The sequence below is a fragment of the Klenkia sesuvii genome, from assembly GCF_037083825.1.
Lineage (GTDB): Bacteria > Actinomycetota > Actinomycetes > Mycobacteriales > Geodermatophilaceae > Klenkia > Klenkia sesuvii.
The window spans coordinates 240,175-253,277 of sequence record NZ_JBAPLU010000001.1; the positions used below are offsets into that span (position 1 = coordinate 240,175).

Consider the following 13,103-nt stretch of genomic DNA (forward strand, 5'->3'; position numbering starts at 1 on the left):
TGATCTGGACGAGCACCGCGGGAGAACCGATGAGCGACAGCACCTCCGCCCGGCCCGACAGCATCTCCGACTTCGGCATGGCCTCCATCGAGCAGGTCACGCTGCTCGGTGACGACTTCGGCAACAACGTCAGCAGCATCACCGCCGCCGGCCCGGGCCGCAGCGGCGGCGGCATGGCCGCCAGCTTCCGCGAGAGCTACCAGGTCGTCGCCCAGAACCTGGGCTCGTTCATGACCGACGCCGCCGACGGCCTCACCGCCCTGGGCTACGCCGGGATCACCGTCGCGCAGAACTACCGCGACGGCGACGCCGCCCAGCGCGACCAGATGGGTGGGGTGCAGGCGGCCTTCACCCCCGGCCCCGGGCAGCCGTCGCTGCAGGGCGACCGGGCCGCGGCCCAGCAGGCCGGCGCGAGCGGCGGCGACCCCGCGGCCGCGCCGGGGTCGGCGGGGTGGATCCCGCCGTCGGTGGCCGCCGGGCAGACCACCCGCGACGACGACCGGACGACGCCCAGCCCCACCGTCCAGTCGGAGATCGACGAGCTCAACGACCAGCTGGGCACGAGCGAGTCGGAGTTCACCCCCGCGACGAACGACGAGCACGCCGCGGAGGTCAACGAGCGCGCCGACGAGATCGAGGACGAGAACGCGGGCCGCTCCGGCGACTCCGTCCTGCTGGCGCCGGGGGCCCCGGGCGCCCCGGGTGCATCCCCGTCCCCCACGACCGCCTGACCCGCGTGCCGGAGAACTTCGGGTACTCCGCGGCGGGTCCGCGGGAGCCCTACTCGACCGTGCAGTTCTGCCCGGCGGGCACGGACCTGTCGGTGCAGGACATCAAGGCGCACTACCAGGCCGTCGAGATGGAGGACTGGGTCGCGCTGCAGCTGGCCGCGACCAGCTGGACCAACCTGTCCACCGCGCTCGACCAGCGGGCCACCGACCTGCGCACAGCCGGGCAGGCCCTGCAGCCCGACTGGGACTCCGACGCCGCCGTCGTCTTCTTCGAACGGGTCGGGCAGACCACCTGGTCCCTCGACGAGTGGAGCTCCGCCGCCAGCCGCACCGGCACCGCCCTGGGCGTCCTCGCCGACCAGGTGCGGGAGCTCAAGGAGCACATGCGCGACCTGTTCCAGCAGTACTCCGCAGCTGCGCTGGCCGCCCAGCAGCGGGAGGAGGACGACTGGATCCCCGGCCTGGGCTTCGAGGACGTCACCAACGACTGGTGGGGCAAGGACGAGGGCGCGAAGGTGCTCCAGGAGTGGACCGCGCGCTCCCTCGCCGAGGTCATCCGCCCGCTCGACCAGGCCTACGCCGAGGCCCAGTCGGCGCTCAGCCAGGGCTCCCGGTTCGCCGGCCCGACGAACGCCGCCCGGCCCAGCGACGCGGCCTGGGGCGGTGCCCTGGGCATGCCCTCGGCCGCCCCGGCACCGGGGGCGGCGCCCCGTGCCCCCGGCGCCCCGGGTGCCCCCGGCGGCGCGCCGTCCCCGGCTGCCCCGCCGGCGCCGGGCACGCCGCCCGGCCAGGTCGGCGGCAGCCCGACCCCGGCGCCGGTCGCCCCACCGCCGGTGGCACCCCCCGTCCCGCAGCCGGTCACCCAGCCCACCGCCCCCGTCGCCCCGGTGGCGCCCGTCGCCCCGGTCGTCCCGCCCGCGGCAACTCCCGGCGTCCGCCCGTCCGCACCCCCCGTCGCGCCGGTCACCCAGGTGACCCCGGCGTCGGCGTCGACGCGCACCGCACCCGCCGCTCCTCCGGGCACCGGGACCGTCGGCGCCGCCGCGGCCGCGTCCGCCGCCCGCGTCGCTCCCCCGCCCGGGATGCCCGCCGGGCTCGGCGGCCGCGCCGTCGCGCCCCCGCCGGGTGCCCCCGGGGCACCAGCGACCGGTCGCCCCGGCACCCCTGGTGCGCCGCCCAGCCTGCAGGGCCGCAACGCACCCGCCGCTCCTCCCGCCGGCCGCGGCGGCACCCCGGCCGCTCCCCAGCTGCCCGGCCGCGGCGCCGGGGCTCCCCCGGCCACAGCTCCTCCGGGCACAGCTCCTCCGGGCACAGCTCCCCCGGCCACAGGTCGCCCGGGCGCACCCGGCACCCCGGGGCACCCGACGGGTCCGGGCGCCCCCGCGTCGGGCCGGCCCGGTGCGCCCGGGTCGCCCGCGCGACCCGGTGACCCGTTGGCCGGGCGCACGGCACCCCGCTCGACCCCGCCCGGGCCGGGCGCTCCCGGCGCACCTGGGCGACCCGGTGGGCCACCGGGTCCCGGCGGCCCCGCCGGCCCGGCCGTCCCCCGCGCGCTCGGCGGCTCGCGCGTCACCGCGGGCCGTCCCGGTCCCGCGGCCGGCGGCCCCCCGGCCCCGCCCACCCCGCCGAACGGGCTCGGCGGGCGCGGCACCCGGCCCACCGCCGCGGAGTCCTCGACCAACAGCGCCGCCGCGCGCGCGGCCGTGCGCAACGGCCTGCAGGGGCGACCCGCGCCCGGTGCAGGTCCCCTCGGTGCGTCCCGGCCCGGCGCGTCCGGCACCGGCGGTCCGCCGGTCGGCCGGCCCCCGGCCCGCCGGCGCGAGGAGGAGGAGACGGTGCGGCGGCGGGAGCAGGTGGGCGACGCCGAGCTGTTCGACGTCGAGCAGGCCGGCTCCGGCGTCATCGAGCGACCCGAGGACCGGTCGGCGCCGCGCACCGCGGGGCCGGCCCTGGGCGGTGGCGGCCGGTGAGCCAGCCCCTCGGCCGGCCGACCGACGACGCCGAGGCGCAGCCGGGCACCGCTCCCGCCACGCCACCGGACGCCCCGCCACCGGACGCCACCCCACCGGAGGCCGCGGCCCGGCCGTCGTGGGATGCCCCGCTGCCGGCCGCCGTGGTCACCGGCCGTCCCGCCCCCGCCCCGATCCCGACGGCGACCCCGACGGCGACCCCGACGGCGGGGCCGCCCACCGCGGCCCCGGCCGCCGCGGCCCGCCGCGCCCCGCTCAGCCCGGCGGCTGCCTACGGCGCGCCGACCCCCGCCGTCCCGGTGCAGGCCTCGGCAGGGACCCAGGACGCCGCGCAGGCCGAGGCGGCCTGGACGGCGACCGCGCTGGCCGCCGGCACCGGCACCGGACGTGCCCGCCCCGCCGTCCTGGACGACCGCACCGCCGCCGACCGGGCCGTCGACGCCCGCGACGACGAGGCGCTGGCCGCGGCCGACCCGCCGGTCCGCCCCCCGGTGGTGCAGCCGGGTCGCCCGGCGACCCCGCGCCGGCCGTGGACGGTGGCCGGGGTGCACGTGCTGCAGCTGGTGGCGCTCGAGGTGGCCGTCGTCGCCGTGGCGCTGGTGCACCGGCAGCCGTGGTGGGTGCTCGCCCCGGTCGCCGCAGGCGCGGCACTCCTGGCCGGCCTCGCCGTGGTCCGCCGCGACGGCCGCTGGGCCTGGCAGGTCGCCGGGACCCGGCTGCGCCACCTGGCCGGTGCCCGGCGGGCGTCCGCCCCGGCGCCGGGCGCCTCCGCCGACGAGACCGCCGACGACCTCCTCGCCGCCCTGGCCGGCGGGGGGTGGGTCGACGCCGTGACCGTCGACGACGTGTCGGCTGCCGTGCTCGACCACCCCGGCGGCGTGGCGGTCGCGGTCGAGGCGATGCCGGCCACCGAGAGCCGGTTCGCCCCCGGGGTCGTGCGCCTGCCCTCGTTGGCCGCGCTGCTGCCCGCCGGGGACGACGCCGACACCCGGCTGACCGCGCAGCTCGTCGTCCAGACGGTGCCCGCCCCCGGCCGCACCGACGCCGACGACCCGGTCGGGGTGTCGTGGCGGGAGCTGACCGGTGGCCGCCCCGTGGTGCGCCGGCGGTGCTGGATCGTGCTCCAGGTGCAGCGGGCCCCCGACCGCTCCGACCCCCTCGAGCTGCGCGCCACGCTGGTCAACGCCGTCCGGCGGGTGCAGCGCCAGGTCCGCAAGGCCGGCCTGCGCGGCCACCTGCTCGGTCCCGAGGAGGCGCGCGCCGGCCTGCTCGCGCTGGCCGGGGCCCGGGCCGACGAGGCCGGCCGCGTCGAGCTGCCCGGCGGGGGCCCCGGCGGCAGCCGTGCGCGCTGGGGGGGCTGGGTGTCGGGCGGCCGCCGGCACGTGGCGCTGCGCCTGGTCACCTGGCCCGACCTGGGCGCGCCGGCCGGCCGCTCCTGGGTGACCGCGCTCGGCGAGGCCTGCCCGGTCCCCTCCGTGGTGGCGGTGGCGGCGCGGCGCACCCCCGACGGCGAGCTCGACGTCGAGGGCACGGTGCGCCTCGTGCTCGGCGCCGAGGAGCCGGAGGGCTCGGCGGTCGACGACGTCCGCGGCGCCGCCGCCGCGCTGGGCGCGCGCCTGCGCCGGGCCGACGGCGAGCACCGGGTCGCGGTGGCGAGCACCCTGGCGCTGGGCGGGTTCCTCCGGTGAACGCCGTCCCGGGCTCCGCCGTCGCGGGCTCCGCCCTCCCGCCGGCCCGCACCGACCCGGCCACCCTGGACGTCCTCGAGGTGGCCGCGGGCGGCGGCGGTGTGCTGCTGGGCCCCGACCTGGCCGGTGAACCGGTGCACCTGGACCTGTTCCGCCCCGAGCCGCTGGCCGTCGTCCTGGTCGCGCCGGTCGGGTTGGCGCTGGTGCTCGCGCTCCGGTCGCTGGCGGTGGGCGCCGAGGTCGTCGTCGAGACGTCGCGGCCGGCCGGTTGGTCGGCCGCCGGGTCGCTCGCCACGTCGCGGTCGTCGTCCTTCGTGGTCACCGAGCGGGCCGGCACCCAACCGGCCGGCACGCTGCCGGTCCCCCGGTTGCTGGTCGTCGACGGCGAGTCCGGTGCCGCCGACGCGCACCGGGTGGGGGCGTGGTCGGCGCAGGTGACCGTGGCCGAGACGGCTGGGCGGTGGAACACCGCGGGCCTGGGCTCGGCCGACCTCGTGGTGGTGCAGGGCCTGCCCCTGTCCCAGGCCGCGGTCGTCGGGCGCGCCCTGGGGCTGGCCGACGGCGAGGCCGTGCTCGGTGGCCGGGCCGACGACGTGGTCACGCTCGTCGGCCGCGGCGAGGTGCGGCACGCGCAGGTGCGCCCGACGTCGGTGGAGCGCTGGCTGCTGGGGGCGGCGGCCGAGCGCCGCGGCTGACCCCGGTCAGTCCACCCGCAGCTGGTCCTCGCGCAGACCCCTGAGCTCCTCGCGCGGCACCCACCGCCGGTGCACCCCCCGGGCGACCCGCTCGAACCCGGCCGCGCGCGCCTCCAGCACCGACCCGCCGGCGAACTCCAGCAGGACGTCGTCCGGGCGCCCGTCGACCAGGAGCACGTCGTGGCCCCGCCAGGTGCCCACCTGCCGCACCAGCACGACGGCGGCGCACTCGGCGGCGGGCACCTCGTGCACCCACGGGCCGTCGTCGGTGAGGGCGGTGAAGCCCTCCTGCGGTCGGTCGGCGACCAGCCACACCCAGAGCCCGTCGCCGCGCTGCTCGGGGGCGGCCCGCCACTCCTCGCCGCGCCACCGGGCGCGGTACCCCGCCGTCCTCACGACCCGTCCCCGCCCGGCTCGACCACCAGCACCCAGGTCTCGCGCAGGCCGTCCCACACGGCCCGGCGCCGCTCGGTGCCGTCGGGCTCGAGCTCGAACATCTGCGCCCCGTGCGGGAGCAGCAGACCGTGCACGCGGTACTCGCGCACCAGGGAGTCGGGTGCGGCGAAGCCGGTGCCGGTGAACGGCGGCTCCTCGACCACCCAGCCGGCCACGGCGTCGCGCCGCTCGGGATCGGTGCCGCCCAGCGGCGTGCGGTAGAGCTCGCGGCCCACGACGGCCCAGCGCAGCAGCGTGACCGAGCCGGTGGCCGACAGCAGCTCGTCGGTCTCGTGGCCGCGGCCGACCGCCTCGACCACCGCCGTCGGTGCGCCCAGGTGGGCGGTGTCGCGGGCGTGGTGCACGTAACCGGACACCCGGCCCTCGTCGGCGGCCAGCCGACCGGCGACGTCGGCGGGCGAGAGCACCTGCTGCACCACGGGCGGCAGCCGGTCGGGCTCGGCCTGGGCGTCCTGCACCAGGGTGGGGGCGGCCAGCCGGGCCACCGTGCCGGACTCGAGGAAGAAGGGGTGCTCGGCGCCGGGGTCGACGGCCAGCCCCCACCGGGTGTCGGGCCACCCGGCGGCCAGCTCGGCGAAGGACACCGCCCGGCAGTGGGTCGCCTGCCCGCCGGTGAGCTGCTGCATGCGGGCCACCGACGTGTACGCCAGCACCCAGGTGCGGCCCTCGGCGTCGGCGGTGGGCCAGGCGGGGTCCTCGGTGCCGGCGTGGGCGGCGGCGGTGAGGGGCAGCGCCAGCTCGGCGGTGCGCAGCAGGGCCAGGCACCCGGCGGTGTCCCCGGCGGCGGCCGCGGCCTCCAGCGCTGCCCCGAACACGTCGTCCGGGCGGTCGCTCACCTCCCCGAGCCTAGGGCCGACCGGCGCACTAGGGTCGACGAGGGCCGACGACAGGAGCTGACCCGACCGTGAGCGGCACGCTGCAGGTGGACCCCGGCCGCCCGGGCGCCTACCCCACGATCGGCGAGGCACTGCTCGACGCCGCACCGGGCGCCACGGTCGTGGTCGCCGCGGGCAGCTACGACGAGGGGCTCGACGTCCGCGGTCGTGACGTCACCCTCACCACCGCCGGGGACGGGGACGCCGAGGTCCGCGTCGGCGGCTCGTCCTACGAGCCCACCCTGCGCGTCCGCGGGTGCACCGTGACCGTGCGCGGGCTCACCCTGGTCGGCACGCAGGCGCACGTGGTGGACGGCGAGGACTGCCGGCTCGTGCTGCGCGACTGCACGGTCGAGGCCGGGTACGGGGCCGGCGTCCGGGTGACCGACCGCAGCACCCTCGAGCTGGCCGACTGCACCATCACGGGCGCCCAGCAGGGCCTCGTGGTCGAGGACTCCGGGGGCACGCTGGAGCGGGTGACGGTGTCGGCGAGCGCCGACGACGCGGTGGTGGTGCGCCTGGGCGCGGACCCGGTGCTGCGCGACTGCGTCGTCCGCGACGCCGGGGCGCGGGGCGTCTACGTCTACTCCTCGGCGCGCCCGGTGCTCGAGGGGTGCGAGGTCGAGGCCACCGGCGGACCCGGCGTCGTCGTCGCCCAGGGCGCCTCGGCGACGCTGCAGCGCTGCGCGGTGCGCCGCACCGGCGGCCCGGGCGTCGAGTTCGCCGCCGGCACGTCGGGGCGCGTGGAGGCCTGCCGCACCGAGGACACCTCCGCACCGGGGGTGTCGGTGGCCGACGGGGCCGACGTGTCGGTGGCCGAGGCGCCGGCCGCGGCGACCGTGGGCGTGGGCAGCTCGCCCAGCGCCAAGGGCGACCCCGAGCGGGTCGAGGAGCTGCTGGCCGAGCTCGACGCGATGGTGGGCCTGGCCGGGGTCAAGGCCGAGGTGCGCTCCATCATCGACGAGATCCAGGTGAACGAGTGGCGCCGGGCCGCGGGCCTGGCGGTCGGCGGCGCGAGCCACCACCTGGTGTTCGCCGGGGCGCCGGGCACCGGCAAGACCACCGTGGGCCGCATCTACGGCCAGCTGCTGGCCGCCCTCGGCGCGCTCCCCGGCGGGCCGCTGAAGGAGGTCTCGCGGCGCGACCTGGTCGGCCAGTACATCGGGCACACGGCGGAGAAGACCGCCGCGGTGTTCGACGAGGCGGCCGGCGGCGTGGTGTTCCTCGACGAGGCCTACACGTTGACCCGGCAGGCCGGCGGGGGCGGCAACGACTTCGGCCAGGAGGCCGTCGACATGATCGTCAAGCTCATGGAGGACCGCCGCGACACGTTGGCCGTGATCGCCGCCGGCTACACCGCGGAGATGGTGCAGTTCCTCGACGCCAACCCGGGGCTCGCCTCGCGCTTCGTCAAGACGGTGGAGTTCGAGAACTACGGGCCCGAGGAGCTCGCGCTCATCATCACCCGCATGATCACCACCGGTGACTACCTGCTGGGGCCGCAGGCCGGGGCCATGCTGCGGCTGCACTTCGAGACCGTGCCGCGCGGTGCCGACTTCGGCAACGCCCGCGAGGCCCGCAAGCTGTTCGAGAAGCTGCGCAAGGTGCAGTCGCAGCGGCTGCGCCTGGCCGGCCGCCAGCCCACCCTCGAGGAGCTGCAGACCCTCACCGTCGACGACGTGCGGGTCGCCGTCGCCGAGTGACCGTCACGGCACGCGGTAACCGCGGAACACCACCGTCCGCCGCTCGGTGAACCCGAGCCGCCGGTAGAGCGCCCGGGCCGCGGTGTTGCCCTCGACCACGTGCAGGAACGCCTGGTCACCGCGGGCTGCGGTGCGCCGCACCAGGTCGTGCACCAGCACCCCGGCCAACCCCTGCCCCCGCGCCTCGTCGGCGGTGCAGACGGCGCTGATCTCGGTCCAGCCGGGCGGGCGCAGCCGCTGCCCGGCCATCGCGACCAGCCGGCCGCCCCGCCGCACCCCGACGAAGGTGCCCAGCTCCCCGGTGCGGGCGAAGAACGGCCCCGGGCGGGTGCGGGTGGCCAGGTCCAGCATCTCGGCGGCGTCGGCCGGACCCAGCTCGACCACGCGCGGGTCGGGGTCGCCCCCGGCCGGCGGGGCGACCAGCTGCCGGCCCTCGAGCTCGAACAACCGGGCCCAGGTCGGCGGGGGCGCGGCGGCGGCGATGAACAGCTCGGCCACGGTGCCCGGGCCCAGCAGCTGCGCCAGGTCGGCCCAGTCCTGCGGGGTCGGGTCGGCGGGGACGGCGGAGAACACCGCGACGTCGTCGGGGTAGGTGGCCATGCGTCCCCGCCGGCGCGCGAGCGCGGCGTGCGCCCCGGTCAGCGACGCCCCGACCGGGTCGTCCAGGACGAGGTCCTTCATGGGGTGGCGAGGGCGGCACCCAGGGCCGAGGCGGCCAGCCGGACGGCGGCCGCCCGGGTGCGGGGCTCCAGCAGCTCCAGCCGCAACTGGCTGCCGGTGGCCAGGTGCCGGTCGGCGGGCACGGTCAGGAAGTCCCCGGCCTGGCCGGCGAAGCGGTTGCGGACCTCGGCCACGTCGATCGCGGCGCCCGCCGCGGGCACGTTGGTGACCGCGACGACGCTGCGGTCGGCCAGGGCCTCGTAGCCGCTGGTGCGCAGCCAGCGGAGCACGTTGTGCGCGGCGAGCACGCCGTCGACGCTGGGCGAGGTGGCCAGCACGAGGCTGTGGCAGCCGCTGACGACGCGACGCATGAGCGGGGTGGCCAGGCCCGCGCCGCAGTCGGTCACCATGACGGCGAAGTGCCGGAAGACCGCGTTCATCGCCTGCACGTACACCTCCTCGGTGAGCGCGGCGCTCTGCTCGGGGTCGCGCCCGCTGGGCAGCACCCAGGCGCCGTCGGCGGAGCGCGCCAACGCCCCCGCGAGCACCTCGAACCGGCCGGGGTCACCGGCGGCGGCGAGCTCGTGCACCGAGGCCTGCAGCGGGACGCCGGTGCGCAGCGCCAGCGACCCGAAGGTGGTGTCGGTGTCGAACAGCAGCACCGGGTCCTGGCGGTGCCGGGCGACCGTGCTGGCCAGCAGCACCGACAGGGTGGTCTTGCCGACCCCGCCCTTCAGCGCGATGACCCCGATGCGGCGGGGTGAGGGGACGGGGGTGCCCAGGTAGCTCGACCAGGCGGCGAGGTCGGCGGCCGACGGCGTCGGCTCGCCCTCGGCCAGCCCGCGGCCGAACAGCCGTCGGCGGGGGGCCGGGCGGGCGGCGTCGAGCCCGGCCACCCCGGGGTCGAGGTGCGGTGCGGAGTGCTGGCCGGAGTACGGGAGCGGGGGGTACGGCGAGCTCACGGTGCCAGCAGCTCCTCGGACCTCATGCCGCACAAGATACGTCGCCGCCGGGCGGCCCCGGGGCGCCGACGCACCCGTCCGGGTCAGGCCCCGAGGAGCAGCTCGGCGGCCCGTTCACCGATGGCCACGGCGGTCGCGGCCGGGCCGCGGGTGGGCACCGTCGGCAGCACCGAGGTGTCGGCCACGCGCAGCCCCTCGACGCCGCGCACCCGCAGCCGCTGGTCGACCACGGCACCGGGGTCGTCGTCGGGTCCGCTGCGGGCGCTGCCGGAGAGGTGGATGGCGGTCGCCAGGTGCGCCCGGGTCCAGGCGTCGAGGGCGGTGTCGTCGGCGAGGACGTCGTCGGGCAGGTCGGTGCGGGCGGCCACCAGCGGCGCCATGGCGGGGGTGCCCAGCAGGTCGGCGGCCAGCCGCACGGCCTGCCGCATGCGCCGGCGGTCGTCGGGGGTGGCCAGGTAGCCGTACCGGATGCGGGGCTGCACCGACGGGTCGGCGCTGACGAGGTCGATGCGGCCGCGGCTCTCCTGCGACTGGAGGGCGACGCCGAGGTAGAGGTCGTCCCGGGTGCGTGCCTGCTGCCACGCCCGGCGCAGGGAGGTGCCGCGCAGGGCGCGCACGGTGGCCAGCGGGCGGCGCAGCACCTCGGTGAGGCCCGACAGCGCATGGCCCTCGGCCCGCGAGAGCATCACCTTGCTGAACGGCTTGAGCCACGGCATGACCTCGAGGTGGTCGGCCGTGTTGAGCGCGGTGGTCAGCGGGAGCATGCCGCGCGGCATCGGGGTGCGGCGGGCCGGGGCGTAGGTGACGTAGAGGTCGGGGTGGTCGGTGGTGCCGGCACCCACGCCCGGGACGTCGACGACGACCTCGACCCCGGCCGCCCGCAGCCGGTCGGCCGGGCCGATGCCGCTGAGCATGAGCAGGTGCGGGGAGCCGACGGCACCGGCCGACAGCACCACCTCGCCGGCCCGGTGCTCGGTCCCGTCGGCGCAGCGCACGCCGACGGCGCGGCCGCGCTCCACCAGCACCCGGACGACGGGGCTGTCGCCGCGGACGGTGAGCCCCGGCCGGTCGCGGCGGGGGGAGAGGTAGGCCATCGCGGTGTTGACCCGCACGCCGTCGCGCACGTTGACCGGCACCGGGCCCACGCCGGGCGGGCCGTCGGCGTTCTTGTCCGGTTCGGCCGGGAAGCCCAGCTGCAGGCAGGCCGCGGTGAACGCGTCGGTGATCGGGTGCGGGTCGGTCGTGCGGGTCACCGGCACCGGGCCGGTGGTGCCGTGCAGGGGGTCGGCCTCGCTGCGCTCGAACGCCGCCCGCATCGGCTCCCACGCCCAGACCGGGTTGCCGGCGGCGACCCAGCGCTCGCAGTCGGCGCGGGTGGCGCGGATCCAGTAGGTGCCGTTGAGCGCGCTGGAGCCGCCGACCACCCGTCCCCGGGGCACCGGCCAGCGCAGGCCGTCGACCAGCTCACCGGTGAGGTCCCAGTTCGCCGGGTGCCCCGGCACGGCGGCGCCCATGGTGGCGGCGTCGCGGAGGGTGGCCGGGAAGTCCTCGGGACGGCGGTGGTCGGCGCCGGCCTCCAGCAGCAGCACGGTGCGGCCGGCGTCGACCAGCCGCGCGGCCAGCGCGCACCCGGCCGACCCCGCGCCGACGACGAGGACGTCGTAGCTGCTCACAGGCCCAGGACACCCGGCAGGTCGAGCCGGCGGACCTTGCCGGTGGACGTGCGCGGCAGCTCGTCGAGGGGGTGGGCGGACTTGGGCCGCTTGGCCGGGGAGAGGTGCTCGCGCGCCCAGGCGGCCAGGTCGTCGGGGGTCGCCGTCCCCACGTAGGCGGCGACCACGCGCTGGCCCCACTCGTCGTCGGGGACACCGAAGACGGCGGACTCGACGACGCCGGGGTGGGCGTCGAGGGCGGCCTCCACCTCGGCCGGGTAGACGTTGACCCCGCCGGAGATCACCAGGTCCTCGCGGCGCCCGTCGAGCCAGACGGTGCCGTCGGCGTCGACCCGACCGAGGTCGCCGACGGTCACGCGGTCGCCGTCCCACGCCTGCGCCGTCTTGTCGGGCGCGCGCCAGTACTCGAACCGGGCCCACGGCGGCACCGCGCACCACAGCTGCCCTCGCCCGTCGGTGGTGAGGGTGCGGCCCGGGCGGGCGCGACCCACGCTGCCGGGGTGGGCCAGCCAGTCGTCGGTGGTGCAGACGGTGAACTGCGCCTCGGTCGAGCCGTAGAACTCGTGGACGGCGCCCGCCGGCAGCGCGGCGACCACAGCGCGCTTGGTGGGCTCGGGGCAGGGGGCGCCGGCGTGGGCCAGCACGCGGAAGCTGGACCAGTCGACGTCCTCGCGCAGCAGTCGTTGCAGGTGGGTGGGCACGCAGAACGTCGTGGTCGGGCGCAGCTCGGTGATGACCCGGGCGGCCCGGGCGGCGTCGAACGGACCGGGCAGCAGCACCTCTCCCCCGGCCAGCAGCGTGTGGGTGGCGAACCGCAGCGGCGCGGAGTGGTGCAGCGGGGAGAGGACGAGGTGCCGGTCGGCCGGCCCGAACCCCCAGAGCTCGATCTCCTCGCCGGCCAGCGCCCGCGCGTCGTCGTCGGCGAGGACACCGGACCACACGCCCTTGCGGCGCCCGGTGGTGCCCGACGTGTAGTGCATCGGCCGGGCCAGCGGGAACGGCGTCAGCTCGGCCATCGCCTCACCCAGCAGCTGGGCCGGGTCGTCCCCCAGGTCGAGCGCGGGATCGGCGTCGGCGACGAGCTCGGCCCGCTCGGCGGCCGGCAGCGCGGGGTCGAGCACGACGGGGACGACGCCGCTGCGCAGCGCCCCGAGGACGGCGGCCAGCAGCGCCGGCGACGCCGCGGCCGACACCACGACCCGCTCCCCCCGACCGATGCCGCGGGCGGCCAGGGCCCCGGCCACGCGCCGCTGGTCGGCTTCGCTGTCGGCGGCCCGGACGACCGGCACCTCGCTGTGCACGCTCACCCCGGCAGCGTGGCACGCCCTACCGACGATTGCTGCGCCGGCTCCAGCTGCTCCACGACACGTCCTGGTTCAGCGGGTTGCCCAGGATCTCGGCGTCCCGCCGGCTCTCGCGGGCCTGGAACCAGATGTCGGCCGAGTGGGTCACCGCCGACCCGCGGCGCCGGACCGCGCGGTCCATCCACCAGCTCACCGCGAGCAGCGCGAGGAGGACGCCGGCGACGCAGACCCAGAACACCATGCCCGAGTGTGGCACGTGGGCCCACCCGCAGCCCGCTCCGCGCGCCATGGTGCACCCACCCACCGACACTCTTCGCCGCGCCCTCCGCGAGCCTGTGGACACGCCGCTGAGCTGCGGATACCTCTTGCTCGCGTCGTCTCGGCGC

The 13,103-nt window shown here is 78.3% G+C and carries 12 protein-coding genes; 5 read left to right on the forward strand and 7 right to left on the reverse strand.

Annotation, left to right across the window (positions count from 1 at the left end; translation table 11 throughout):
* Positions 1 to 29 precede the first annotated feature (29 nt).
* The 4 genes from TEK04_RS01220 to TEK04_RS01235 are packed head-to-tail and all read left to right on the forward strand — an operon-like array spanning position 30 to position 5,084.
* Entirely contained in the window at positions 30 to 731 is a 702-nt protein-coding gene (locus TEK04_RS01220; protein WP_336402472.1) for a hypothetical protein, read from the forward strand.
* A 5-nt stretch (positions 732 to 736) separates the two neighbouring features.
* Entirely contained in the window at positions 737 to 2,701 is a 1,965-nt protein-coding gene (locus TEK04_RS01225; RefSeq protein ID WP_336402473.1) for a hypothetical protein, read from the forward strand.
* A complete protein-coding gene (locus TEK04_RS01230) occupies positions 2,698 to 4,389 on the forward strand; it encodes a hypothetical protein (protein WP_336402474.1) in 1,692 nt (563 codons plus the stop codon). The genes TEK04_RS01225 and TEK04_RS01230 overlap by 4 nt, the downstream gene beginning before the upstream one ends.
* The gene (locus tag TEK04_RS01235; RefSeq protein WP_336402475.1) at positions 4,386 to 5,084 is read left to right on the forward strand and encodes a hypothetical protein; all 699 of its coding nucleotides are present in this window, start codon (positions 4,386 to 4,388) and stop codon (positions 5,082 to 5,084) included. The genes TEK04_RS01230 and TEK04_RS01235 overlap by 4 nt, the downstream gene beginning before the upstream one ends.
* Before the next feature lie 6 nt (positions 5,085 to 5,090).
* Here TEK04_RS01235 and TEK04_RS01240 read toward each other — a convergent pair whose 3' ends face one another.
* Positions 5,091 to 5,480, reverse strand: coding sequence for a hypothetical protein (locus TEK04_RS01240; RefSeq protein ID WP_336402476.1), 390 nt, complete (start codon positions 5,478 to 5,480; stop codon positions 5,091 to 5,093).
* A complete protein-coding gene (locus TEK04_RS01245; RefSeq protein ID WP_336402477.1) occupies positions 5,477 to 6,376 on the reverse strand; it encodes an SseB family protein in 900 nt (299 codons plus the stop codon). The genes TEK04_RS01240 and TEK04_RS01245 overlap by 4 nt, the downstream gene beginning before the upstream one ends.
* 68 nt (positions 6,377 to 6,444) lie before the next feature.
* Here TEK04_RS01245 and TEK04_RS01250 point away from each other — a divergent pair, with 68 nt between their 5' ends.
* Complete coding sequence (locus TEK04_RS01250) at positions 6,445 to 8,118, forward strand: right-handed parallel beta-helix repeat-containing protein (protein ID WP_336402478.1); 1,674 nt, start codon at positions 6,445 to 6,447, stop codon at positions 8,116 to 8,118.
* A 3-nt stretch (positions 8,119 to 8,121) separates the two neighbouring features.
* On the opposite strand, the gene TEK04_RS01255 is transcribed toward TEK04_RS01250, so the two are convergent.
* From TEK04_RS01255 to TEK04_RS01275, 5 genes are all read right to left on the reverse strand, one after another.
* Entirely contained in the window at positions 8,122 to 8,799 is a 678-nt protein-coding gene (locus TEK04_RS01255; RefSeq protein WP_336402479.1) for a GNAT family N-acetyltransferase, read from the reverse strand.
* Positions 8,796 to 9,740, reverse strand: coding sequence for a MinD/ParA family ATP-binding protein (locus TEK04_RS01260; RefSeq protein WP_336402480.1), 945 nt, complete (start codon positions 9,738 to 9,740; stop codon positions 8,796 to 8,798). Before TEK04_RS01260 ends, TEK04_RS01255 begins: the two co-directional genes overlap by 4 nt.
* Before the next feature lie 83 nt (positions 9,741 to 9,823).
* Positions 9,824 to 11,413 carry a GMC family oxidoreductase gene (locus TEK04_RS01265; protein WP_336402481.1) on the reverse strand — a complete coding sequence of 530 codons (1,590 nt, stop codon included), beginning with the start codon at positions 11,411 to 11,413 and terminating at the stop codon, positions 9,824 to 9,826.
* The gene (locus TEK04_RS01270; RefSeq protein WP_336402482.1) at positions 11,410 to 12,720 is read right to left on the reverse strand and encodes a class I adenylate-forming enzyme family protein; all 1,311 of its coding nucleotides are present in this window, start codon (positions 12,718 to 12,720) and stop codon (positions 11,410 to 11,412) included. The genes TEK04_RS01265 and TEK04_RS01270 overlap by 4 nt, the downstream gene beginning before the upstream one ends.
* A 19-nt stretch (positions 12,721 to 12,739) precedes the next feature.
* Positions 12,740 to 12,958, reverse strand: coding sequence for a hypothetical protein (locus TEK04_RS01275; protein WP_336402483.1), 219 nt, complete (start codon positions 12,956 to 12,958; stop codon positions 12,740 to 12,742).
* Between the last annotated feature and the right edge of the window lie 145 nt (positions 12,959 to 13,103).